Source organism: Sphingobacterium sp. JUb56, from assembly GCF_014191365.1.
In the GTDB taxonomy this organism is placed as follows: Bacteria; Bacteroidota; Bacteroidia; order Sphingobacteriales; family Sphingobacteriaceae; genus Sphingobacterium; species Sphingobacterium anhuiense.
In genome coordinates, this window is sequence record NZ_JACHWL010000001.1 from 2,292,873 (window position 1) to 2,314,914 (window position 22,042).

18 protein-coding genes are annotated in these 22,042 nt (G+C 37.3%); 4 read left to right on the forward strand and 14 right to left on the reverse strand.

The features are described 5' to 3' along the window. Positions 1-197 precede the first annotated feature (197 nt). A complete protein-coding gene (locus tag FHR29_RS09515) occupies positions 198-1,148 on the reverse strand; it encodes a hypothetical protein (protein ID WP_183914145.1) in 951 nt (316 codons plus the stop codon). A gap of 521 nt (positions 1,149-1,669) precedes the next feature. Between FHR29_RS09515 and FHR29_RS09520 the strand changes: the two genes are divergently transcribed. From FHR29_RS09520 to FHR29_RS09530, 3 genes are all read left to right on the forward strand, one after another. After that, complete coding sequence (locus FHR29_RS09520) at positions 1,670-2,530, forward strand: hypothetical protein (protein WP_183914147.1); 861 nt, start codon at positions 1,670-1,672, stop codon at positions 2,528-2,530. Positions 2,531-2,779: 249 nt separating this feature from the next. Beyond that, positions 2,780-3,262 carry a hypothetical protein gene (locus FHR29_RS09525; protein WP_183914149.1) on the forward strand — a complete coding sequence of 161 codons (483 nt, stop codon included), beginning with the start codon at positions 2,780-2,782 and terminating at the stop codon, positions 3,260-3,262. Then, the gene (locus FHR29_RS09530) at positions 3,249-4,064 is read left to right on the forward strand and encodes a tetratricopeptide repeat protein (protein WP_183914151.1); all 816 of its coding nucleotides are present in this window, start codon (positions 3,249-3,251) and stop codon (positions 4,062-4,064) included. Before FHR29_RS09525 ends, FHR29_RS09530 begins: the two co-directional genes overlap by 14 nt. Here the strand turns inward: FHR29_RS09530 and FHR29_RS26860 are convergent. From FHR29_RS26860 to FHR29_RS09575, 9 genes are all read right to left on the reverse strand, one after another. Then, on the reverse strand, positions 3,969-4,166 hold the full coding sequence (locus tag FHR29_RS26860; protein ID WP_260292005.1) for a DUF1016 domain-containing protein: 198 nt from the start codon (positions 4,164-4,166) through the stop codon (positions 3,969-3,971). The genes FHR29_RS09530 and FHR29_RS26860 overlap by 96 nt on opposite strands. Positions 4,167-4,578: 412 nt before the next feature. Next, positions 4,579-4,854, reverse strand: a complete 276-nt coding sequence (locus tag FHR29_RS09540; protein WP_183914154.1) for a hypothetical protein — start codon at positions 4,852-4,854, stop codon at positions 4,579-4,581. A 24-nt stretch (positions 4,855-4,878) separates the two neighbouring features. Then, complete coding sequence (locus FHR29_RS09545; protein WP_183914156.1) at positions 4,879-5,259, reverse strand: hypothetical protein; 381 nt, start codon at positions 5,257-5,259, stop codon at positions 4,879-4,881. A 566-nt stretch (positions 5,260-5,825) separates the two neighbouring features. After that, entirely contained in the window at positions 5,826-7,328 is a 1,503-nt protein-coding gene (locus tag FHR29_RS09550; RefSeq protein ID WP_206368192.1) for a glycoside hydrolase family 32 protein, read from the reverse strand. 154 nt (positions 7,329-7,482) lie between these two features. Next, positions 7,483-8,106, reverse strand: coding sequence for a hypothetical protein (locus FHR29_RS09555; protein ID WP_183914158.1), 624 nt, complete (start codon positions 8,104-8,106; stop codon positions 7,483-7,485). Positions 8,107-8,289: 183 nt separating this feature from the next. Next, positions 8,290-9,972: a RagB/SusD family nutrient uptake outer membrane protein gene (locus tag FHR29_RS09560; RefSeq protein WP_183914160.1), complete on the reverse strand. Its 1,683-nt coding sequence runs from the start codon at positions 9,970-9,972 to the stop codon at positions 8,290-8,292. Between the two features lie 34 nt (positions 9,973-10,006). After that, positions 10,007-13,132: a TonB-dependent receptor gene (locus FHR29_RS09565; protein ID WP_183914162.1), complete on the reverse strand. Its 3,126-nt coding sequence runs from the start codon at positions 13,130-13,132 to the stop codon at positions 10,007-10,009. Between the two features lie 59 nt (positions 13,133-13,191). Next, a complete protein-coding gene (locus FHR29_RS09570; RefSeq protein ID WP_183914164.1) occupies positions 13,192-14,121 on the reverse strand; it encodes a carbohydrate kinase in 930 nt (309 codons plus the stop codon). 65 nt (positions 14,122-14,186) lie between these two features. Further along, positions 14,187-15,515 (reverse strand): sugar porter family MFS transporter, encoded by a 1,329-nt coding sequence (locus tag FHR29_RS09575; protein ID WP_183914166.1) that lies wholly within the window; start codon positions 15,513-15,515, stop codon positions 14,187-14,189. 547 nt (positions 15,516-16,062) lie between these two features. On the opposite strand from FHR29_RS09575, the gene FHR29_RS09580 reads away from it, so the two are divergent. Further along, entirely contained in the window at positions 16,063-18,819 is a 2,757-nt protein-coding gene (locus tag FHR29_RS09580; RefSeq protein ID WP_183914169.1) for a substrate-binding domain-containing protein, read from the forward strand. 249 nt (positions 18,820-19,068) lie between these two features. Here the strand turns inward: FHR29_RS09580 and FHR29_RS09585 are convergent, their stop codons facing one another. From FHR29_RS09585 to FHR29_RS09600, 4 genes are all read right to left on the reverse strand, one after another. Then, positions 19,069-19,290, reverse strand: a complete 222-nt coding sequence (locus FHR29_RS09585) for a hypothetical protein (protein WP_183914171.1) — start codon at positions 19,288-19,290, stop codon at positions 19,069-19,071. Further along, complete coding sequence (locus tag FHR29_RS09590) at positions 19,291-20,004, reverse strand: heavy metal-binding domain-containing protein (RefSeq protein WP_183916623.1); 714 nt, start codon at positions 20,002-20,004, stop codon at positions 19,291-19,293. Between the two features lie 195 nt (positions 20,005-20,199). Continuing rightward, on the reverse strand, positions 20,200-21,120 hold the full coding sequence (locus FHR29_RS09595) for an Rpn family recombination-promoting nuclease/putative transposase (protein WP_183914173.1): 921 nt from the start codon (positions 21,118-21,120) through the stop codon (positions 20,200-20,202). Between the two features lie 219 nt (positions 21,121-21,339). Beyond that, positions 21,340-21,789 (reverse strand): nuclear transport factor 2 family protein, encoded by a 450-nt coding sequence (locus tag FHR29_RS09600; RefSeq protein WP_183914175.1) that lies wholly within the window; start codon positions 21,787-21,789, stop codon positions 21,340-21,342. Positions 21,790-22,042: the final 253 nt, after the last annotated feature.

Sequence of the window (22,042 nt, forward strand, 5' to 3'; positions counted from 1 at the left end):
ATTGTAGAAAGCTTTTTTTAGAAATCTATAATTAATAACTATAGTCGCCCAATGCTTTAATCGACTAACTTTAATATTGGAAAATAATGATACCTGGAGAAATACAAGTAATAAGACCTACGTTAAGGAGGGTATTAAACCTATAAAGCCATTCTTGGCAGAATGGCTTTATTTGTTATTTTTATGATCTATTTAATTTATTTCAGTTTTTCAATCTCTTCGATGGTAAGGCCTGTACCTTTTGCAATATCTGCAATAGGTAAGCCCATTTTCTTGAACTCTAAAGCAATGGCAATAGATTCTTCTCGTTTGCCTTTTTCAATTCCAGACTGAATTCCCTTTTCGATTCCAGCTTGGATTCCTTTTTCTCTTTCTTGTCGTTTGATTGTTTCTATTACACCCATTTCGATTGTGCCTCCTGTCACTTGATAAATGTATTGATCAAAGTTACTATTTATTTCTTTATCTCGTATAAAAAGAAAACTCTTTAAAAAAACTAAAAAGCTCATTATACGATCTTTACTATACTTATTGGTCTCGATAAGCCTTCTTGCGATTGTACTACGCTGCTCTGCGAGCTCCTGCTCCGGAACCTTATCTTCATCTAAAGCTTTCTGGCATGCCAAGACAATATAAGCAAATATATTGTCCATATCGAGTAGCTCTGATTCGTCATGATCAAAAATTTGATAGCTCAGGTACTGAAAGCGTAACGACGTGCGAAAAACAGCAAAATGATATTCATCAGTACATGGCTGCGAACGTCCTCCAGTAAAAACAGCAATGGTCTCCACAGGAACACGGTAACGATCTAATAGCCTGTAAAAATACTGAAAGATACGATGTGAGAAATCGGAATCATGTCCGCCTTCGATTTCGGTATTCACTAAAATCCACTTCTCGCTTCCGTCTTTTAAATAAACCTTGACCAGAAGGTCTGCCACACGCTTCCCTTTTTTACGCTCACGATAGGGAATGATCTCCAACAATTCTTTATCCATGAAAGTCAATCCACGCCCGAGATCAAAGGTAGCATCGGCATCTGGATACATAAACCGCAAAAAATCAGGAAAATTATCCTCAAAAATGGCTTTCAAAAGCTCATCATTCTTCTTGGCTGGCTTTAAACGTCTTGAATCTACACTCATAACAGTCTATCAATTGGTTAACAGAAATAAAGATACAAATAAAAGCTAAATATATTAGCTTTTATTCACTATAAATATTAGTTTTATTGGCTTAATAGTTATTTAAAAAAACTGAAGACGAAACAAGCAGAATTTAATGTTATCTTTAATTATCAATTATGAAAATCTAGATCTTATATAGAAATAAATGATCATGACCAAATCACCTTAAATAGAAACGATCAAAAAATAATGGTAGAAAAGAATATACTAGGTAAGACGAAGCGAGACTTGAAAACATAGATCAATTAACAAATCATAAACGAAGATCAATGGCGTTCTTAATTAATTATATTAAAAAATAGGATGAGGACGTTAATTTCATTATCTTAATAAATGAAATATAATATTATTCACTTATAATAGCTTTGATACATATGATATTGACCAATTATACGCCTTTTCTTAAAAACTTATTAAAATACATTTCAATATTACTTTTTTTTAGTTGTCCTATGTTGTGTTTTTCTCAATACAAACTTATGGATACCACGAAATTTGTAACAAATAATTTGCCGGCTTATGTATACAGGTTGGACCAGTATAAATATAAAAATATACCGGTTATTGATAGAAAATCAATTGTAAGTACTCTGTTGCGAGAATATTACATTGATGAATTGGTTTCAGGAAAGGAGACCTTAAGTAAGGATCGCTATTATGCATTGAGCCACCATCTTTCAGCCAAAACATTTAATTCGCTAAACAATCGCGATAGATTTAACTACTGTATGATGACACAAGAATACTATATGCAAAATTGTGGAAGTCTTGGTCGATTTAAATCAACAGGAATATACGGTGCCTTTTATCGATCAGATTTACCTTTAGAGTATTGGAGCGATAGACAATTACAATTTTTACATAAGAATAGAAAAGAAATCATTGGTTACGTGGATCAAATGTGGTCCGATTTAAAATTTATTGGTGATAACACAAAAGATCTATTGGTAGAATTGATCATGTGGGAGGAGATCCCCAATATATTGCAACAAATAGAATTATTTCCTCAAGATAATAGCTTATACTCAGTATTAGTTCAGATTATGATGCGTACAAAATTCACGACATTTGAAGCTTCAAAAATATATGAACAACTGTATGGCCCTGAGTCTTACATTGCTAGTCAGATCGCAGGTACAGAGGAAAACAGGACAGCAATAGTTGACATGGCAAAAAAATGTTATGCTGAATTGGATGTGATCCCAAATTATAATGTCCCGATATATGTTAGGCAGTCAAGACCATCTTACTCCTCTGACGGGCTTAAGGAGGAATTGGTTACAAGAAAAAAGGATTGGCCACTAAAAAAAGTACAAACTCCTATATTTAAAATTAAATAATAACTTATTGAAATCACTCTTTATATTAAATACAGAGATTCTAAAAAGCCACATCTCACGACCTGGCTGTAACTGAACAAATGATTACACGGTAAATTACTTGTACGAGTTGATCGATAGTGATACTTTCCATTTACCGCCATGATTGCCAAAGCCACGAGATAGGTTTTATTGAAAGATAATAAGATCGCAATAATTATTTTTGAGCATCTTGAATTTTTAAAATACCATATATAAAAATCGTTTTGTATGAAAAATGCACATAAATTATTAAACATTTTACTTATACTCGCAATAACAATTTGTTTTTTAGATGTACTCTTTTTGCATCGTGATTTAGTAAGTGCAACTTCTGCTACTGAAACACATATTAATAGTCTTGGAAATAATTACTATCAATATTATGAGTTAGATGAATCTATAAACAAATATCCTTTAAAAAAATCAATCCAAAGATTTATTACTAAACATGAATTTAGTTTTAACAATGATGGATATTTGATTTTCAGGATACTTATCAATAAAAATGGTAAAGCCGAACTATTAAGTTTCAGTCAATTAGATGAAAAACTCAATCCAATTACGGCCGAATTAGATCATATTGAAGATATTAAATCCTTTTTGATAAATAACTGTGATTGGCAAAAAGGTTTTATTAATGGCAAAATTCGAAAATATCACCAAAAAATTCAATTTAAGATAGTTAAAGGACAAATTAATGAAATTTATTAAAAGAAATAGTAGCATAATAATATTAACGGTAAAGATTACTATGCTTTTCTTTATACTTTTTTCTTACATAAAATTAATCTCACTGCCCGAAGAAAAACAATTTAAATACGCTGAATTAAATCAAGGAAGCCTCAAATCTGACCTGATATTTTCTTACTTAACATATCGGTTTCCAGATAATAGCGAATACTATCGTGAAAGATCTGTAGCGTACAATAAAAGAGGATTGTATCATCAAGGTTTTACTTATTTGGATAAAGCTGTTCAATTGAAACCAGTTTCACATTTAGGTTACAGAGGCTGGATTAAGCTTTACAAAATAAGAGACTACCAAGGAGCATTAAATGATTTTATAAAATTAGATTCTCTGACTGTTCTTCACATAGATTACCCAATGAGTGAAAACATATATATGCTCAAAGCTATCTGTCTTTTTAAGTTAAATAAAAGATCAGAAGCACTTAAGGAATTTGATAGTGCAGTCAAAACTACCGCGGAAAATGCAAGAGATTATAAAATTAATCTTTACTATGCAATTGCATTGTTTGAAATTGGCGATTTAGATGAATCTTTAAAGTTGATAAATCAGGTGCTAGAAGATTACCCAAAGAGTAGCGATGCAAACTATTACTTAGGCAAAGTATTATACGAACAGAAAAAGTATTCCGCTGCGTCGATATATTTAAAGAAAGCGAAGGACTTTTTTTTATCTGGAAATGTTCTTAAGGACACTTATAATGAATTGCCCTTTGAAATCTACATGGAAGATATTGATGAAATTTTCATAAAAAGCGAAGAATAGAATAACGTTATAAAAATCCAAATCCACAAAAAACTCATCGCCAACCAAATGAATTCGTTTTTGCCTAGAAACGAATGAAAATCCATTTCCTAATTCTAACAAAAACTCTTATAAATGGGTAATGATGTCATTTTCTAAATCTCTTTCATAGTAAGAGGTTTCACGTTTCAAACCTAGAAATTCTAAAACATTGGATCTTTAATAATTTCTTTGGCATCCGATGGGAGTTTTTCATTTTTAGCAACAGCTAATACACTATCTTTTATCATTACTCAATAAAAGGCGTTCGTATAGATTGCTGTAAACTTGCCGTTCCAACTGTCTTGACGTCCAATTATTTTTTATGGTTCAGCGATATAAAACTCTCTTTTCTCCTCACTGTCAACACCTAAAAGCAATTTGTACTAGGTCCAGCGTAACTGTGCACGCAGTGCGTGCACAATTGGAAATGTCCGATAAAGCTGACGATACAAGTTGATTTGTCTTATTGAAAAACCAGTTCCAAATTCAGGCTCTAATTTTTCCGAAAGATATTTGTTACGTTAAGTACCATAATAACTACTTCTTGAAATTGCTTCACCAAGCCCTCTCCTTTCAATGTCTGTAGATAGGCAATATCTTGAGTCGAATACAAGTCTTTGTCTAAGGTAAGGATCTTCGATGCTGCCTTTTTTGCTAATAAAGATCCTGCTAACAGTTTCTCCACCTGATCGTAATTGATAAGATTGGAACTGCTGATAGCTTTGCAAATGATCTTAAACTGCGCAACAATTAAATCATCGGACAGCAACTGTCCATATAGTATGGCTATAGCTTAATCTTTGTCCAGGAAATCAAAATAACGGAAGAGCGTAGCTTGACGGTCTTTGAATTCTTGATCCTCCCCTGTTTCATTCATTGCTTTGAATAGCAGCACTACAAATTCTGTCAATCGGGATTTGGCTATAAACTCCGCTGTAGCATTGTCCATCGTATAGATACCGGTATGGCGTTCTATGATCAAGCTTGCTTTGACATTGTTCTTAATAACAGTTCCATCGATATCTCCAACTACCGCTTCTGCTTGTATATGTTTAACTTGATTGAGCAATACAGGTGTACCGATAGCGGAGATCATAAACGACCGGTGTTCGCTTGCCCGAGAGCTCATCAATATTGACGATGAAGCCCATATCTGCCCGATAGCTACGAGCATTTTGCTTTAAAGACTCTACTACGCTCTTATATAGCTCCTGAAGTTTGTTTTCATAATTGCGGGAGCGCCCACCGAAGAATCCCAAAGGGATCTGCGAAGCAAACGCTACGAAGCTCGCTCCTGATTGCACTCAGAGCATTGGCACCAATAACAGCTGTTGCTGAAATGGGATTTTTGTGGTGATTAGTTTGATTAAAAAATACGGGAAGCCGTAAGCATGGTAGATAAACCAATAAAGACATTCTTGGCAGAATGGCTTTATTGGTAATTTTTATGATCTATTTAATTTAATTTACGTGTTACATTTTTAATCATTGTATAACACGTAAAACACAAAATGCTATTCCTATATCAATTTATGAAGATGAGCTGCTTTGTTTAAAGATAACTTTGTCACAAGAAATTCTATTTTATACAGGGTTGCGTTTGTGGTGGATGAAACTTTTTCAGCAATATCTGGAGAGACCATAAGCTCAAATCCAAAAAACGCTTCCTCCAATCTAATGAAGAAAGCGTTTCTGAGCTGGCTAAAATTAATTCCTATAGCCGTCTATTGCTGTAATTGACTATTTTTTATATTCTGAAATAATAATATTTTGATATTCTAAAGGAGCATTGCTTGTAATTTTTAAATGGGTCATAGGACTATCAGGGAAAAATATGTCTGTCATCACCGAAAGTCCGTTATCTGCAAAAAACTCGACAGAAGTCACATCAAAAAATACGTTCATGTCTACTTGAGACTCTTTTGAAAGACGAGGAGCTACATGCTTTTTAGGAAAATCGTGACTAAACAATATATTTCCAGATTCACTACGATTGATAAAATACTGATCTTTGGCCTTATTATACCCAACTGTTAGCTCATTTCCTTCTTTATTGAATAAAATAATCTTAAAATCCTGCACTTTCAGTTTACTGATGTCCAATCGGAATCCTGTAGGCAGATGATCACTTAACAGAATCTCGTTTACTTTTTTGGGAGCAATTGTTTTCGATATTTTAAAAGTATTTTCAATTTCTTTAGCGGGTTTACTTGCTACATAATACTGTTTATTTATGCTTGTCAATGATAATTCACGTGCGATCGTAGAAGCCGACCGCCATTTTAATGTGGGTACCTCATTCGCATACTGCCAATTGCTCATCCATCCGATAAATAAATGACGATCCTTCACATTATTCCAGGTTACACCCGCATAATTATCTGTTCCCCAATCCAACCACTTAATCTGGGTATCATCTGTTGTGAAATGCTTTCCATCAAAATCTCCAACAAAATACTGTGTCGCAGAACCACCATTTGGTCCTCCTGGATTTATACTGACCAATAATATCCATTTTGTTACCCCATTATCTGTCATTGGGAACAGATCTGGACATTCCCATACGCCACCATGAGCTCCGATTTCTTTTCCGAAACTACTTTCCATCTTCCATTCTTTCAGATTTTTAGAGGAATAAAATGTGATACAGTCCTTTGTTGCTAAAGTCATGATCCATGCCTGCGATTTTTCGTGCCACATCACCTTTGGATCCCTGAAATCCCAGATTCCAGGATTGGGCAATACAGGATTTCCCTTGTACTTTTCCCAAGTTTTACCTTGATCTAAACTATATGCCAAGCTCTGGTATTGATGTAAACCGGTTCTCTTGTCTTCTTCTTTGTGGTTGTGATGTGTAAAGATCGCGACCATAGCATCTTTGCCAAAACCAGCTGTATCATCTTTATCAATAACAGCGCTACCTGAAAATATGGTTCCTAGGCTATCCGGATACAGTGCTATTTTCTGTTCTTCCCAATGCACAAGATCTGTGCTGGTAGCATGTCCCCAATGCATGGGACCCCATTTCGGTTCATCTGGATTATGCTGATAGAATAGATGATAAGTACCATTGTTATATACCATTCCATTTGGATCGTTCATCCACCCTTCTTTTGGTGTAAAATGATATAATGGGCGATAATTTTCCACTTGTACCATTTGCTTATCTTGTTTCGTACTTCCAGTCTGTGCGTAGCTAAATAAAGGAAGTGCTAGTAATATAAATGCTAATTTCTTCATCATGATTTAAATTTTTCTGTAAGGTTTATCAAATACAAATTAATTGTTTTATTATTATTTCTCCGTTTAATTCCGCTAACTTTAATCGATTCATTAAAAAAGTTTCAAACTTTGATTTATAATATGTGCATTATAAAAGCGGCAGTGTACGTATTCTTTATCCTGGTTCGTCGCCCAAAACTACAGTCACCGTGTATGGAAATGTTTGCCCCATATAAGTAAGCGTATACTTTACGGCTGAACTGAAATCAACATATCCGCCCTGCCCCGGTGCTATACTTGCTCCATTAGTAAATTCTACTGAGGGATTGAGTTCTTTTACAGCTGTACCAACCGGTAGATATATGGTGATACTTTTATTTTCTTGATTAATAATACCCACTTTGTTACCTATTCGGAAAGCTGTTATTTCGGCTATAATCTCCTTAACTGTTACCTGGTAGGTATTAAAAAAGTTTCCATTATATACACGATAAACTAACGGTGTTGTTGAAGAAAAGGTGAAATTCTGAGCACTTCCAGAAGCTGGGGCGACAGTTGCATTTTCAGGTATTGCAATACTCGGCTTTACCGCAGAAAGATCCGTCCCTGCTGGTACAAGTACACTAATTGTGCCTTTCTCGTTATCGACAACGCCTGCTGTATTTCCCACTTTAAAAGAAAGGATATTGACATCCGAACTCAAATCGAGCGATGTAGCTGAGTCCTCCTTACAAGATGTAAACAATCCGATAAAGAGCAGGAAAATTCCTAAGCCTATAATATTTTTTAATGTTTTCATTCGTTTATAATTGTTTTACAAGTGATATCAATGCATTCGAGCATTGATTGATTCATGTCTCTATTTATTTAGCAGAAAACTATCCTGAACATATTCTTTATACAGTTACAAAGGATACATTCAGGATCTTTTCATTAACTAATTTTTTTCCACTTCATTTCACCATCACAAAATGAACAAGTGTTAATATCCTGCATTCTGCTTATACAAGTATTTACTCAATCTGATCTGTGCTTCCGGAATAGGCAGATACTCATACTTATCGGCAGTAAAATGGGAAGAAGCATAATATGATCTACGTGATTTTTCGACATCGTAATAAGCGTTCATAGACTCACCTGCGATCCCCCAGCGCACGAGATCAAAAAAACGTCCGTTCTCCATGGCCAATTCTAATCGGCGCTCCCAACGTAAGGCTTTCCGTGCATTTTCTTCGTTCCAAATGATATTTTCTCCATTTTTATACGTTTCAATGAGCATCTTATCTGTTGCATAGCCCATCAGTGTCACACTGTTTTTTGCACGTATGCGTACCTGGTTGATCAATGGTAGTGCTTCTTGGGAACGGTGAAGTTCAATAAGTGCTTCGGCACGCATTAACAATACATCTGCAAAACGAATGACGATACGATTTTTTGTATTCGCATAAAAGGGTACCATCGGAACAAAACAATCACAGTCTGGATCAACATTTTCTTTCAAAGAGGCATACATAGCGTATTCCGACGGATTACGGGTCCAGCTTTCTTCATACACATGTTTCGCACTGTATTTATATGGTAAATTTGGAATTGCAACAGTATGAAAAAGCCGAGGATCGTATTTCTCCGCAACATTAAATGTATTAAGCGTATTATAGTTATCCAAAGGCAATCCTTTTCCCGTAGTACGGAAGGCATTCACCAAACTTTGACTAGGTTTATTGAAATCACAGCACCCCAATCCCATCGGCACAGAAAGGACATCAGATAAGTTCACTCGACCAAATTTTGTTCCGTCATCTTTGGAAAATTGAATCGAAAAAAGTGCTTCGGTACCGTTTTCATATTGACCCGGCAGGAAATTAAATCCGAAATCTGTTTCTAATGTACGATTTGAGGATAAGACAATATCTGTACTCTGTACTACTTTTTCAAGATCTGTCTGATTTATACTGGTGACTGCATGTCGCTCTTGATTGTCCTGACGGTAAGCTTTATACAAATATGTTTTTGCTAAGTACGCGGCAGCAGCAATACGGCTGGCACGACCAACCTCTGTCTGAACAACTGGCAAATGATCTGCTGCATATTGAAAATCATCTGCGATCTTCTGCCATAATGCATCATTGGTTAACGCTCGGTTATCAACCGTTTCATAGCTGTCTATCGGCACTTGCTCATCAATATACGGTACATATTTGAAAAGGATCTTGAGCATAAAATAAAAGTGTCCACGGAGAAATCTTGCTTCTGCCATTTTTTCGTCTTTATTCGCAAAATCACCCATTTCCTGAATCGTCCGGATCGTGGTATTAGCACGGGAAATCGATACATATAGTTGAAACCAGAGCCGGTTTACTTCATCAAAAGTGGGTGTAATATTGTTTGCCGTTTCCAGAAAATGAAAGACCTGTATATCTTGAGGCCCTGAACCTCCTTTATAGGCATCGTCAGATCGTACCGTTCCATATGGCCATAAACTAAATGGAACATCATAGTGATCGTTTCCCAAAGCTGCATAAGTGGCTGTAAGTAATCTTTCAGGCTCCTTCACCTGATCGGAACTCAATACGCCTTTTGGTGTTTCGTCCAAGAACTTATTACATCCGGACAAAAGTCCTGCGGCCAATACCGTTATTATTATTTTATTAAATGTTGTTTTCATGAGAATAATTTGTTTTTAATCACACACTCATTAATTAGAAACCAATGTTAAGTCCTGCTGTCCATGTGGTCGGTATGGGATATCCCCATCCGACGTTTTCAGGATCAACACCCGTAAAATTCTTTGATTTTACAGTAAATAGATTCTGACCGGTAACATATATGCGTAAACGGCTCATGCGTAACCGCGAGGCGATATCTGTTGGTAATGTATAGCCCAGAGATAAATTACGAAGTTTCATATACGATCCATTTTCTATAAAATAATTGGATAGACGTCCCTCATCGTTATTGTTTACTGTCTGCAGTGCTGGAATAGTAGAATTAGCATTCTGTGGCGTCCAGGCATTGAGTAAGCGGGTACCTTTATTGGAGTTTACATCATCAACACTCCAAAAATCGGTCTGCTTCTTTAACCAATTTTCAACATCAATACCTTGTACTCCCTGAAAGTAAGCCGATAGATCAAACCTTTTGTATTTCAATGCAATATTTAGACTGTATGAAAAATCGGGGTGCGGACTACCGATCCAGGTACGGTCCAGATCTGTAATCTGACTATCGCCATCATAGACATTTACATACCTTAGGCGTCCAATACCTTTACCTGCCTGATTGACATGCGCATCGACCTGATCTTGATTCTGAAAGATTCCGTCAGTCACATAACCATAGAATGAGCCTAATGGTCGACCTATGATATTATCACCCTGACGGCCACCATATGAATTTTCAACTGCTTCTGGTAAATGGGTAATTTTATTTTTATATGCTGAAAAAACTCCTGTTATATCATAGTCTAAACCAAAAGCAGTTTTATTACGATATCCTGCAGAAATGTCCACACCTTTATTTTCCATCGAAGCTCCATTCGCCCAACGGTAGCCACCTTCTCCTACTACACCGATATAGGCAGGATTGATCAACATGTCTTTTGTTGCTTTGACATACCAGTCGATCGATCCATATAGACTCTGATTAAAGAATGAAAAATCTAACCCAATGTTGGTCTGTGTGGTTGTTTCCCACTTCAGATCATTATTTTCGGTTTGAATTTTACGGTATCCTGATGGCAATATTCCCGATCCTGTTCCCGAAAGATCGTATGCGGTCCCGTCTATAATATTCCAGGTTGGATCGCCAATACCATACTCTGGCACAAACAGTGCATAAGTAGCTAGATCTCCAATTCCTTGATTTCCGGTCTGCCCCCAACCTACACGAAGTTTTAAATCTGATATGTAACCTTTTGTTCCTTCCATAAAGCGCTCTCCTGAAATCCGCCATCCTGCGGTCACGGCTGGAAATGTTGCAAAACGGTTATTTTTTCCGAATCGTGATGAACCGTCATGTCGCACAGTAAAAGAAGCAAGGTAACGGTCATCGTATGCATAATTCGCCTTTCCGAAGTAAGAAAGAAGCGAAAAGCCGGTTGAACCGCCACCTACTGCTGCTGTTCCAGTACTTACACCTGGCCACATGTATTCAGGTGTTTCAATGGCAAAAGCACCATTACCTGCAGTATATGCATTGAAGCTGATATCATTTTGACGATTCATTTCCATACCAGCTAATAAATCAATTGCATGCTTCTCGATAACTTTCCTATAGGTTGCCGTATTGGATAAGGTCCATTTCATACCGTGCTTCTGTTCCATATTCACACCGCTCCGATCGCTGTTCATGAAGCCCGAACGATAAGAAAACTCCATATTCCGTTTGTAAAAATTACTATAATCAATACCATAACTGGTACGGACATGTAAGTCTTTTATGATCTGTAGATCGGCATAGACATTGCCAAATAGACGCCAAAAATTATATTTATTATTTCGATTATCATACAGTAAACGCATTGGATTATGACGGTCGTTCATACCTAATGACGGACCACCCCATCCTGCTCCGTCTACGGTATGTACCGGTATAATCGGCAAGGCTTTTAAAGATAGATCGAGGACATCCCCCGGTACTTGAACTTCACCCGTATTGTTGACCGTGAAATTTTCTCCGATAACCAACTTACCGTCGAAGAGTTTGTAGTCTGTATTCATACGTGCTGATATCCGTTGGAAACTTGTATGTTTAATTGTACCGTTATTGTGCAGATATCCTAAAGAAAAAAACGAACTCGATTTTTCTGTCGCTGAACTAAGTGTCGCATTATAAGATTGGAGCAAACCTGGTTTGGAAACTTCATTGAACCAATCTGTATCAGCAGCATACATGGTATGCTCCCGGTCAATATATTTAGAAACGTACACATGATTTAACTGTGGATCACCATTGGCATTATTGTTCCAATCAAATTGATATCCAATATTATTACCATTAGGATTTCCGCCACTGTTCATGGTTGCCTGCCATAAAGCTTGACCATATTCCAGGGAATTGAGCACCTTCATCCGGTTATTAAAATAGGTGTTGGTTAGAAATGCGTCGAATGTAAGCTTTGGGGCTCCAATTTTGCCTTTCTTTGTCGTAATTACAATGACACCATTGGCAGCACGAGAACCATAGATACTTGCCGATGAAGCATCTTTCAATACCTGAATACTTTGAATGTCATTGGAATTCAGTTCGTGCATACCACCCTGTGATGGCATCCCATCGATAATATATAACGGGTCCTGACTACTGTTGATTGAGCTGATTCCTCGCATACGCACTGTAGCAGCACCGCTTGGATTACCATCAGATGTTACGGTCATTCCTGCCACCCGGCCCTGAAGTGCTTTGATGGGATTATTTTCAGGGGCTTTCATCATTTCTGTAACATTGACCACACTGACTGCACCTGTGAGATCTCGTTTCCGCTCTGTCTGGTACCCCGTCACCACGACTTCATCAAGCCCTTGTTCTGTGCTGACTAGACGGATCTCTACAAACTTCTTTTCCCCGATTGCGATAGTTTGTGTTGTATAGCCTACATTCGATATTTCAAGTGTAGGATTGCTACTGGATACCTGGATCGTAAATTCTCCTTTTTCATCTGTCTTGGTTGCCTGCCCCGTACCTCTGGCAATCAAAGATGCACCTTCTAATGGTGCTGCCGTTCCACTATCTGTGACTCTTCCTTTAATGGTTGCCTGCTGTGCATAACTGGCTACAGAAAAAAGAATCAAAGACAGAAACAGCATGATTTTCTCTCTCGTAAACATAATTTGGTTATTTTATAAATGGATAATTATTTAGATTGATTTTCTTATGTAAAATTTAATTATTGCAACTCATTCAGCCACACAAATCGATTTATAGCCGTAGCATCATAATTTGGGCATGCACCGCTGCTCTGCGTAACATAACCGCTTAGCGTAGCTGCAAACTCCAATATCTCTTCTGCAGGGATATTCTTGTCATTGCGGCAACGTAACGATAGAAAAGCGGCTAAAAATGAATCGCCACTACCAATTGTGTCCTTCACTTCCACTTTCAGAGCAGGATAATGATGACTGAAATGTCCTGCTGTAGAATGATAGATTGCACCGGTGGCGCCATAGGTCACGATCAATTCCGGAACTGCAAAATGATTCATCACGGCCTCCGATTTCGACTGATCGCTCATATCTGGAGGTAAGCCTAACCACGCCGAAACAAAGCCCAATTCTTCTTCATTCATTTTGACTAAATCAGCATAGCCGATCAATTCAAAAATCCGTTCTTTTGTATAAAATGGTGCGCGAAGATTGACATCAAGGATCTTATACTTTGCTTGTTTAACTAAGCCTTTTAATGTCTGGTAGCTGACATCATTTCGTGTGGATAAACTCCCGAACACAAAAAAATCTGCTTCACGAACTGTTTGTAATTCTTGTTCGCCAAGTGTAATGTGATCCCAAGCGACGGGATAGACGATTTCATAGCGAACATCTTTTTTGTCATCAATATGGACTTCTACTGTAGATGTAGGTAAGATATGATCTTCCTGAAATAATGTTAAAGGGATCGAAAGCTCACGGCAAAATGAAACAATTTCCTGACCATTTGCATCGCTCCCTACCCTTGTAAGCACATCGGTATAAATCCCCAATTTATTGAGGTGATAGGCAACATTTAGCGGAGCACCACCTAATTTTCTTCCTGTAGGCAGATTGTCCCAAAGAATTTCTCCGAAACAAACCCCTTTAATATTTAATACCTCGTTTTTCATAATATTTTTATCTGAATCAGATGTATATGATCTTAATTAACCGTAATTCTGTTTTAAATCCTGACTTAGTGCATGGGCATCGGTCCATCCATATCTTCCAAAGATTTTCCTTTGGTTTCTGGCATCATCTTCCATACGTACAATAGCTGCAAAAACATGCAAACTGCAAAAATCATGAAGGTATAACCTCCACCAAGCAGTTCTGTTAATGCAGGAAAACAAAATGTAATTACTGCGGCCATCACCCAGTGGGTTAAGCTTCCCAATGTTTGCCCCTTGGCACGGACATCATTCGGAAAAATCTCAGAGATAAAAACCCAGATTACCGCTCCCTGCGAGAGTGCAAAAAATGCGATAAACATCATCAAATAAATGGTGACTTTTATTCCCTCAATTTGACCCGCAAAGAAAGCGTGCGAAACAAGAGAAAGAGAAGCGATTAGCCCAAATGAACCAATGAACATCAGTCTGCGACGGCCAATCCTATCGATAAAATTTATACCAATCAAAGTAAACACAAAATTAACAACACCAATACCAACAGTAGAAAGTAAAGAACTCTGACCGCCTAAACCTGCCATCTCAAAAACACGTGGCGCATAATAAATAATGGCATTGATGCCGGATACTTGATTAAAAACTGCAAATAGTACCGCTAGAATAACAGGTGTACGGTTCGATTTGGAAAATAATTGGCTCTCACCTTTTTCTTGACCTCTTTGACGGCTGTTCAACATCTGTTCAACATCATTTTCAGCTTGATCACCGCTTACTTTACGCATAATCGCTATTGCCTCGTCCTTTTTACCTCGGTGCAAAAGCAACCAACGGGGACTTTCCGGAATAAAGAATATCAGCACAAAGAAAATCAATGATGGGATTGCCTGTACTCCGAGCATCCAACGCCAAGACTCTTCCCCTGTTTGACCTATAAAATAATTTGAAAGGTATGCGACCAAGATCCCAAACACAACATTGAACTGAAATAATCCGACTAGCTTGCCACGGGATTTTGCAGGGGAAATTTCAGAAATATAAATTGGTGCGGTTACAGAAGAGACACCGACTCCTATCCCGCCTAGAAATCGAAACAAAATAAACATGTTCCAATCTAGGACCAGAGCTGTACCAATAGCGGAGAAAAAATAAAGTGCGGCAACCAGAAACAAAGTATTCTTACGTCCTAATCGGTCCGATGGATATGCGCCCATTGCTGCTCCTATAACTGTACCTAATAACGCGATCGCCATCGTAAGACCATGTTGAAATTCACTTAGAGACCAGAATACCTGAACAGCCTTCTCGGCACCTGAAATAACTGCTGTGTCAAAACCGAAGAGAAATCCCCCCAAGGCCACCACGAATGACCATATCAAAACTGAATTTTTGTTCATTTTAAATTTATAATTGATTTACTCAAAATTAACAGCTAAGATTACAAGACCTGAATTTTCATATGACAAATTGCATCAAATTTATATCAAGATCAAAAAACACATAAATACTTAAAAAACAACACCTTAATAAGACTTCATAAACAGTGAAAAAATGTTTTTTTGACAAAAAACATAGATGATGTTACATTCATCTATAAATCAAAAACTGTGTTGTTTTTACACTAAGGTTATTTTAAAATCTTTGAAAATGGGTGAAATTTGACATTTGTCTACACAAGGATCTGCGCTTTATCATAATTGATCAAGATGATCGGTTTTATTTTCTGCAATCTTGAAATATAATTTAGAATAAAATCAATTTATCAAATACGCTGAAAAAGCAATTGGGTGATTAAAAAAAATACGGTTCGTTTTTTTCTATAAAAATAATTCTTGATGACAGTGGAGATATCAATATATTTGTTTAATATGTGATGCAATTGTATATGAAGCAATATATACATCTAAGTTTGAGTATATATCATCAATAATCCATTAATCCAACATGTTAAGAGTATACTGTGTATTGTCGATCATGATATCGCTATTGTTTCATTCTTGTAATCCTAAGAATGAGGGCAAAAATTATACAATAGCATTCTCACAATGTACTGGTAATGATTCTTGGCGGGAGACCATGTTGGAGGAAATGAAAAGAGAGTTGTCTTTCTATCCTAATGTTAAATTTATATATCGAGATGCTGAAGGAAGTAACCAAGTACAGATTTCGCAAATTAGGGAACTGCTAAAAAATGATATTGATCTCTTAATTGTTTCTCCGAATGAGGCGGCTCCCGTGACACCAATTGTAGACTCGGTTTTCCAAATGAAAATCCCTGTCATCGTTACAGATCGAAAAACGTCTTCGGGTCTTTACAATGCTTATGTTGGAGCTGATAATCTTACAATTGGTAAATTAGCGGGACAATATATTTCAAATGTTCTTAATGGAAAGGGACAAATCGGGGTTATTACTGGTTTAAAGGGTACTTCAGCTTCTATAGAAAGAAAAAAAGGCTTGATGATGGGGCTAGATAGTGCCGGTAAAACGCAGGTAGGATTGGAACTTCATTCTGATTGGAGCAGGGCTACAGCTTATGCTTTAGCGAAAAAACAAATTGAAGATTTACAGAAACAAGATCTTATCTTCGCTTTTAATGACCAGATGGCCTTTGGGGCCATCCAGGCTCTCCGTGAAAATGGTAATGACAAAAAGAAAATTATCGGTATCGATGCATTGCCTGGAGCAAAAAATGGTTTGGAAGAAATAGCAAATGGCACGCTTTACGCTTCTATGCTTTACCCAACCGGGGGCACAGAAGCGATCCGGACGGCAATAGCAATTTTAGAAAAAACTCCTTATAAACGGGAAAACATACTGGGCACGCTGGTTATAAATAAAGAGAATGCGAACCTGATGATGCTCCAGTCGAATAAGATTCAAGAACAACAAAAAGATATCGACAAAAGACAGGAGTTTATCGTAAAGCAAAATCAGATTTACAACAACCAAAAAACAACTCTCCAGGTTGTCATGACGAGCCTGGTGATCTCGATTATTCTAGGAGGTATTTCGATTGTTATGATTGGCAACAACCGTAAAAAAAACAAGCAACTTAAAAATCAGAACGAAGAAATTTTACAACAACAGCAACAGATTGTTGAGATGAATCAACAGATTCAAAATGGAGCAGAAGAACAGAGCAAGTTTTTCACCAATGTTTCCCACGAATTCAAGACTCCCCTGACCCTTATCATGGGACCACTTGAAGAATTAGAAAAAGAAAAATCTCTTTCCGCTAACAGTAGAGAAAAACTTGCGTACATCGAACGGAATGCTAAAAAACTTCAAGACCTCGTGCACGACCTCATTGATATCCATAGGATTGATAAATCTAAATTAAAATTACAGGTTACTGCGGTACATATTGATAATTTCATCCAACAGATCATTGCTAATTTTAGACCTTTGGCCAAGAAGAAGGGCATCTCCTTAAGTTATCTCAGCAAGACACCTCTGAAAGAGATCTGGATAAGCGAGCAACTGATGGAACATGCTTTTTCGAACCTGCTATCCAACGCATTTAAATATACCCCTAGAGGAGGAACCATCAGCTTGACCGTAGAAGAAAATACATTTGGAGATTATTTTCTTATCCGTGTAATTGACAATGGATCAGGTATCGCAGCCAGTGATTTAGATCATATATTTGACAATTTCTACAAAGGTGAACAGCATCTTCCTGGATCAGGAATAGGTCTTGCTTATGTAAAACAGATTGTTGAACTTCATCATGGACAAGTAACCGCTAGCAGTAAAAAAGGAATGGGATCTGCTTTCACTTTACGCTTGCCTACGGGTCATCTTCATCTTTTGGAAGAAGAAAAAAAGAACTCCCAATATGAGCCTTCAATATTACATTTTGAAAGAAACTTGCCACAGGAAAATTTGGAAGATTTTGATGTTGATTCGGTCTCCTTCTGTTCCAACAGAGCAGCGAATATCTTGATTGTTGAAGATCATCCTGATATTATGCGTTTCTTGAAAGAAATTTTAGAAAAAGAATATAATCTCATTTTTGCCAAAAGCTATTCCGACGCTCTTAAAAAAATGAAAAACAATTATCCTGACCTGATCCTCAGCGATATTATGCTTCCTGATGAAACAGGTATCGAATTATTGAAAACCGTTAAAAACAATTCGCAGTTCAACCAAATACCCGTACTTCTACTTAGTGCTCTTGATACGGAGGAAAGTATCATTGAGGGAATGCGCCATATGGCAGATGCCTATCTGACAAAACCATTTAAGGTGGACCACCTTAAAGCAGTAGTCGCCAACTTAATTCTGTCCCGTCAGAACCTCAAAGAGCAGTATGGCACATTGCTCAAGTCTTCGGAAAATAAAACAGAAATTGATTCACATACTCCGCAGGACAAGCGTTTTTTACAGGGATTGTCCATGGTTGTCGAAGGACAGCTTTCCGATAAAACCCTGAGTGTCGAGGACATTGCCAAGGAACTGAATTTATCACGGATACAACTTTATCGAAAAACAAAAGCATTATTAAATTGCAGTGTCAATGACTATCTATTACAACGGCGTATGGCTAAAGCACAAAACCTATTGCTCGAAGGCCTACATGTAAATGAAATTGCAGAAAAAGTAGGTTTTTCGTCCGGGACATATTTTACGGCAGCATTTCGTAAACAGTTCGGTGTAACTCCGACCGTTTTTCGAAAAGATCAATTAAAAGGATAAGTCGTTGGAATTTTCTACGGCGAAACCCGTATAGCTTGAAGTGCTTTTGTAAGTAAAATAATTTGAATTTAACAATTTTAGTGCATTAACACTGGAATGGACTGTAAAAAATTAACAGGGGAATGTCGATGTCTAATTTCAATCAAAAAACATAAATCATTCAAGATTAAAATCAAGAAGGATTTCATAAAATAATTATTTGTCATGTATGAGATTTGATTAATTAACATAGGGGAGTAATTGACCTAATTAGATCCCTTCAATAACCGCTAATCTCCTATTAATCAAGTTCTGCACAGTTTCAGATTTTAATTCCTCAGCACCAAAGCCTCGTTTATCTTTAGTACAAGAGCTACATGCGGTAGCATCCAGCTTATTGCTATAGCCACATAAACATTCCCATACCTGTTTGCCTGAAGAAAACATGCCCTTTGATTCTTTAACGGTAACTACCTCTGGAAATAACTTCACCTAGCCCTCTCCTTTCAATGTCTGTAGATAGGCAATATCTTGAGCGGAATACCAGTCTTTGTCTAAGGTAAGTACCTTCAATGCTGCCTTTTTTGCCAATAAAGATCCTGCTAATAGTTTCTCCACTTGATCGTAATCGATAAGATTGGAGCTGCTGATAGCTTTGCTAATGATCTTAAACTGCGCACCGGTTAAATCATCGGACAGCAACTGTCCATAGAGTATGGCTATAGCTTGATCTTTGTCCAGGAAATCAAAATAACGAAAGAGCGTGGCTTGACGGTCTATATATTCTTGAGCCAGTCCTGAGTCATCATTCATTGCTTTGAATAGCAGGGGTACAAATTCGGTCAATCGGGATGTGGCTATAAACTCGGCTGTAGCATTGTCCATGGTATAGATACCGGTATAGCGTTCTATGATCAAGCTTGCTTTGACTTTGTTCTTAATAACAGATCCATCGATATCTCCACCTACCACTTCTGCCTGTATATGTTTAATTTCATTGAGCAATACAGGTGTACCGATAGCGGTGATCATGAATATTTGCGTTCCTTTGCCCGAGATCTCATCAATATTGACGCTGAAGCCTATAACCGCATCTGCCCTATAGCTACGGGCATTTTGCTTTAAAGACTCCACTACGCTCTTATATAGCTCCTGTAATTTGTTTTCATAATTACGGGACCGCCCACCGAAGAATCCCGAAGGGATCTGCGAAGCAAACTAAACGAAGCTCGCCCCGATTTCACTCAAAGCATTGGCTCCAATAACAGCTGTTGCTGAAATGGGATTTTTGTGGTCATCGCTTTGATTAAAAAATACGGGAAGCCGTAAGAATGGTATAAAACCAATAAAGCCATTCTTAACAGAATGGCTTTATTGGTTATTTTATATGATCTATTTGATTTATTTCAGTTTTTCAATCTCGTCGATGGTAAGGCCTGTCGCCTCAGCAATTTGGTCTACTGATAATCCCATCGATTTTAGCTTTACAGCCGTCTCAATAGCTTTTTGGTGTTGGCCTTCAGCTTTAGCAATTGCAACTGCTTTCTTGGATGCTTGCTTAGCCTCTTCCAATTGTTTTTCTAGTCCTTCAACTTGTTCCTGTTGATACATCCGCACTGCTTCTGCATCCCATTTACGTTTTAAACTAATATCATACATAGTCCGTTCCTCCTTTGTCAATTTTGCGTAGCTGGCCAACTGAAAGAAGCGTTGAAATACTGCCGATTTCATGATCCGTGGCAAGGTCTTTAACGTAGACATATTCTTGAGCATATAAAATACTTTGTCCAGTTCGTCTTCAACCTCAGCTTCGCTTTTAACAAAGTTAATAATTTCTAAATAGATAAACCCCAAACCCTCGTAAAATATTTGTCCTGAATCTCTATTACACAGGCAGGTATCGTGAAAATAGGTTTTATAATCACCTCCCGGCATATGAAAACCATCCATCAGGACAATGGTGTAAACCTCAGGAATAGCGTATCCCCAGGCTTTGCGGTTTCCTTTGGGCGCTGTATCTGAAATGACCTTGCTGGCATAATACAGCATACGTTGCTTCAGGTTGGTCTGTGTACTTGTCTGCATCTCGATGATGATCTCTTCTCCTGTACTGATCTGAACTACAAGATCAAAGATAACTTTGCCGATTTCTTCGGTTGCACCGATACGCTCGGTATCTCTATACGTCAGATCAACGATGGTCTTTCGACCACGAAAGATGATGTTAAGAAAGTTGATCAGGTTGACTTTGTCTCCGAATAACCGTTTAAAGCCCTCATCGGTGGTCGGATCAATAAAAACGGGCTGAACGTGATTTTTCATAATTTTAGGATCTGCTTAAATAATTAATGTTGCTAAGCAAACATCAGAAAAACTAAAATTATTAGCCGGTTATTAAACGTTTGTAGTCGACAGTAGTCGTTTGTTGTCGGCTAGCTGGCAACAAAAGCATCAACCTGTTAACCTAATCTTGCTTTCCGGACACAAAAAAAGCCACATCTCATGACGTGGCTTTAACTAAACATATGGATTAAACTTTATCTACTTATACGAGTTGATGGATTGGGATACTTTCCAGTTACCGCCGTCATTCACTAAAGTCACTAGATCGGTTTTGGTAAAACCCTCAAACTGCATCGTTACTTTGGCGATCATATAGTCTGCTGACTCCTGTATGATAGAGGTGCTGGTTTTACAATTCAACTGCTCACCTTTTTGCTTTTTCAAGAAGGAAATAACTTCTGAACGGCTATTGGTTTTATCTTCTGATGCCTGTACTTTTTGGCTGAAGTCTGATGTAAACAACTGCTCTATTCCTGCCGATTGTCCTTCTGTCATAACCGCAACGTAGTGATCAATGGCTAGATCTGCTGTAGATAAATTGACCACTGCTTTTTTAGGGTTTGCTAATTCTGGATTGCCTGCTGCCATAGTGAATGTTGATAATGCGATCAAGACTACTGCGGCGAATGTTTTTGCTAAAGTTCTCATAATGTCTTTATTTTATAGTTTGTTAGTTCTTATTTGTTGATTCAAAAGTAGGATGTAATTCGTCTCTACCCTATGGTGATTAGACTAAACCAACTAAAAACTCGGTGAACAGAGGAAATGGATGGGTGAAATTATTTTAAACTTTTTTGAACTATTCTATTCGACAGGTGTTCTTATAATACAAAGCGATAACAAACATACTTTCAGCATGAAAGTGGATAACGATAAATGACGTAGTACAGTAAATAAATCC

Coding starts and splice junctions, on each gene's coding strand:
- FHR29_RS09515 (WP_183914145.1), bottom strand. CDS start 1,148: ATGAGTGTAGATTCAAGACGTTTAAAGCCAGCCAAGAAGAATGATGAG.
- FHR29_RS09520 (WP_183914147.1), top strand. CDS start 1,670: ATGGATACCACGAAATTTGTAACAAATAATTTGCCGGCTTATGTATAC.
- FHR29_RS09525 (WP_183914149.1), top strand. CDS start 2,780: ATGAAAAATGCACATAAATTATTAAACATTTTACTTATACTCGCAATA.
- FHR29_RS09530 (WP_183914151.1), top strand. CDS start 3,249: ATGAAATTTATTAAAAGAAATAGTAGCATAATAATATTAACGGTAAAG.
- FHR29_RS09545 (WP_183914156.1), bottom strand. CDS start 5,259: ATGCTCGTAGCTATCGGGCAGATATGGGCTTCATCGTCAATATTGATG.
- FHR29_RS09550 (WP_206368192.1), bottom strand. CDS start 7,328: ATGATGAAGAAATTAGCATTTATATTACTAGCACTTCCTTTATTTAGC.
- FHR29_RS09555 (WP_183914158.1), bottom strand. CDS start 8,106: ATGAAAACATTAAAAAATATTATAGGCTTAGGAATTTTCCTGCTCTTT.
- FHR29_RS09560 (WP_183914160.1), bottom strand. CDS start 9,972: ATGAAAACAACATTTAATAAAATAATAATAACGGTATTGGCCGCAGGA.
- FHR29_RS09565 (WP_183914162.1), bottom strand. CDS start 13,132: ATGTTTACGAGAGAGAAAATCATGCTGTTTCTGTCTTTGATTCTTTTT.
- FHR29_RS09570 (WP_183914164.1), bottom strand. CDS start 14,121: ATGAAAAACGAGGTATTAAATATTAAAGGGGTTTGTTTCGGAGAAATT.
- FHR29_RS09575 (WP_183914166.1), bottom strand. CDS start 15,515: ATGAACAAAAATTCAGTTTTGATATGGTCATTCGTGGTGGCCTTGGGG.
- FHR29_RS09580 (WP_183914169.1), top strand. CDS start 16,063: ATGTTAAGAGTATACTGTGTATTGTCGATCATGATATCGCTATTGTTT.
- FHR29_RS09595 (WP_183914173.1), bottom strand. CDS start 21,120: ATGAAAAATCACGTTCAGCCCGTTTTTATTGATCCGACCACCGATGAG.
- FHR29_RS09600 (WP_183914175.1), bottom strand. CDS start 21,789: ATGAGAACTTTAGCAAAAACATTCGCCGCAGTAGTCTTGATCGCATTA.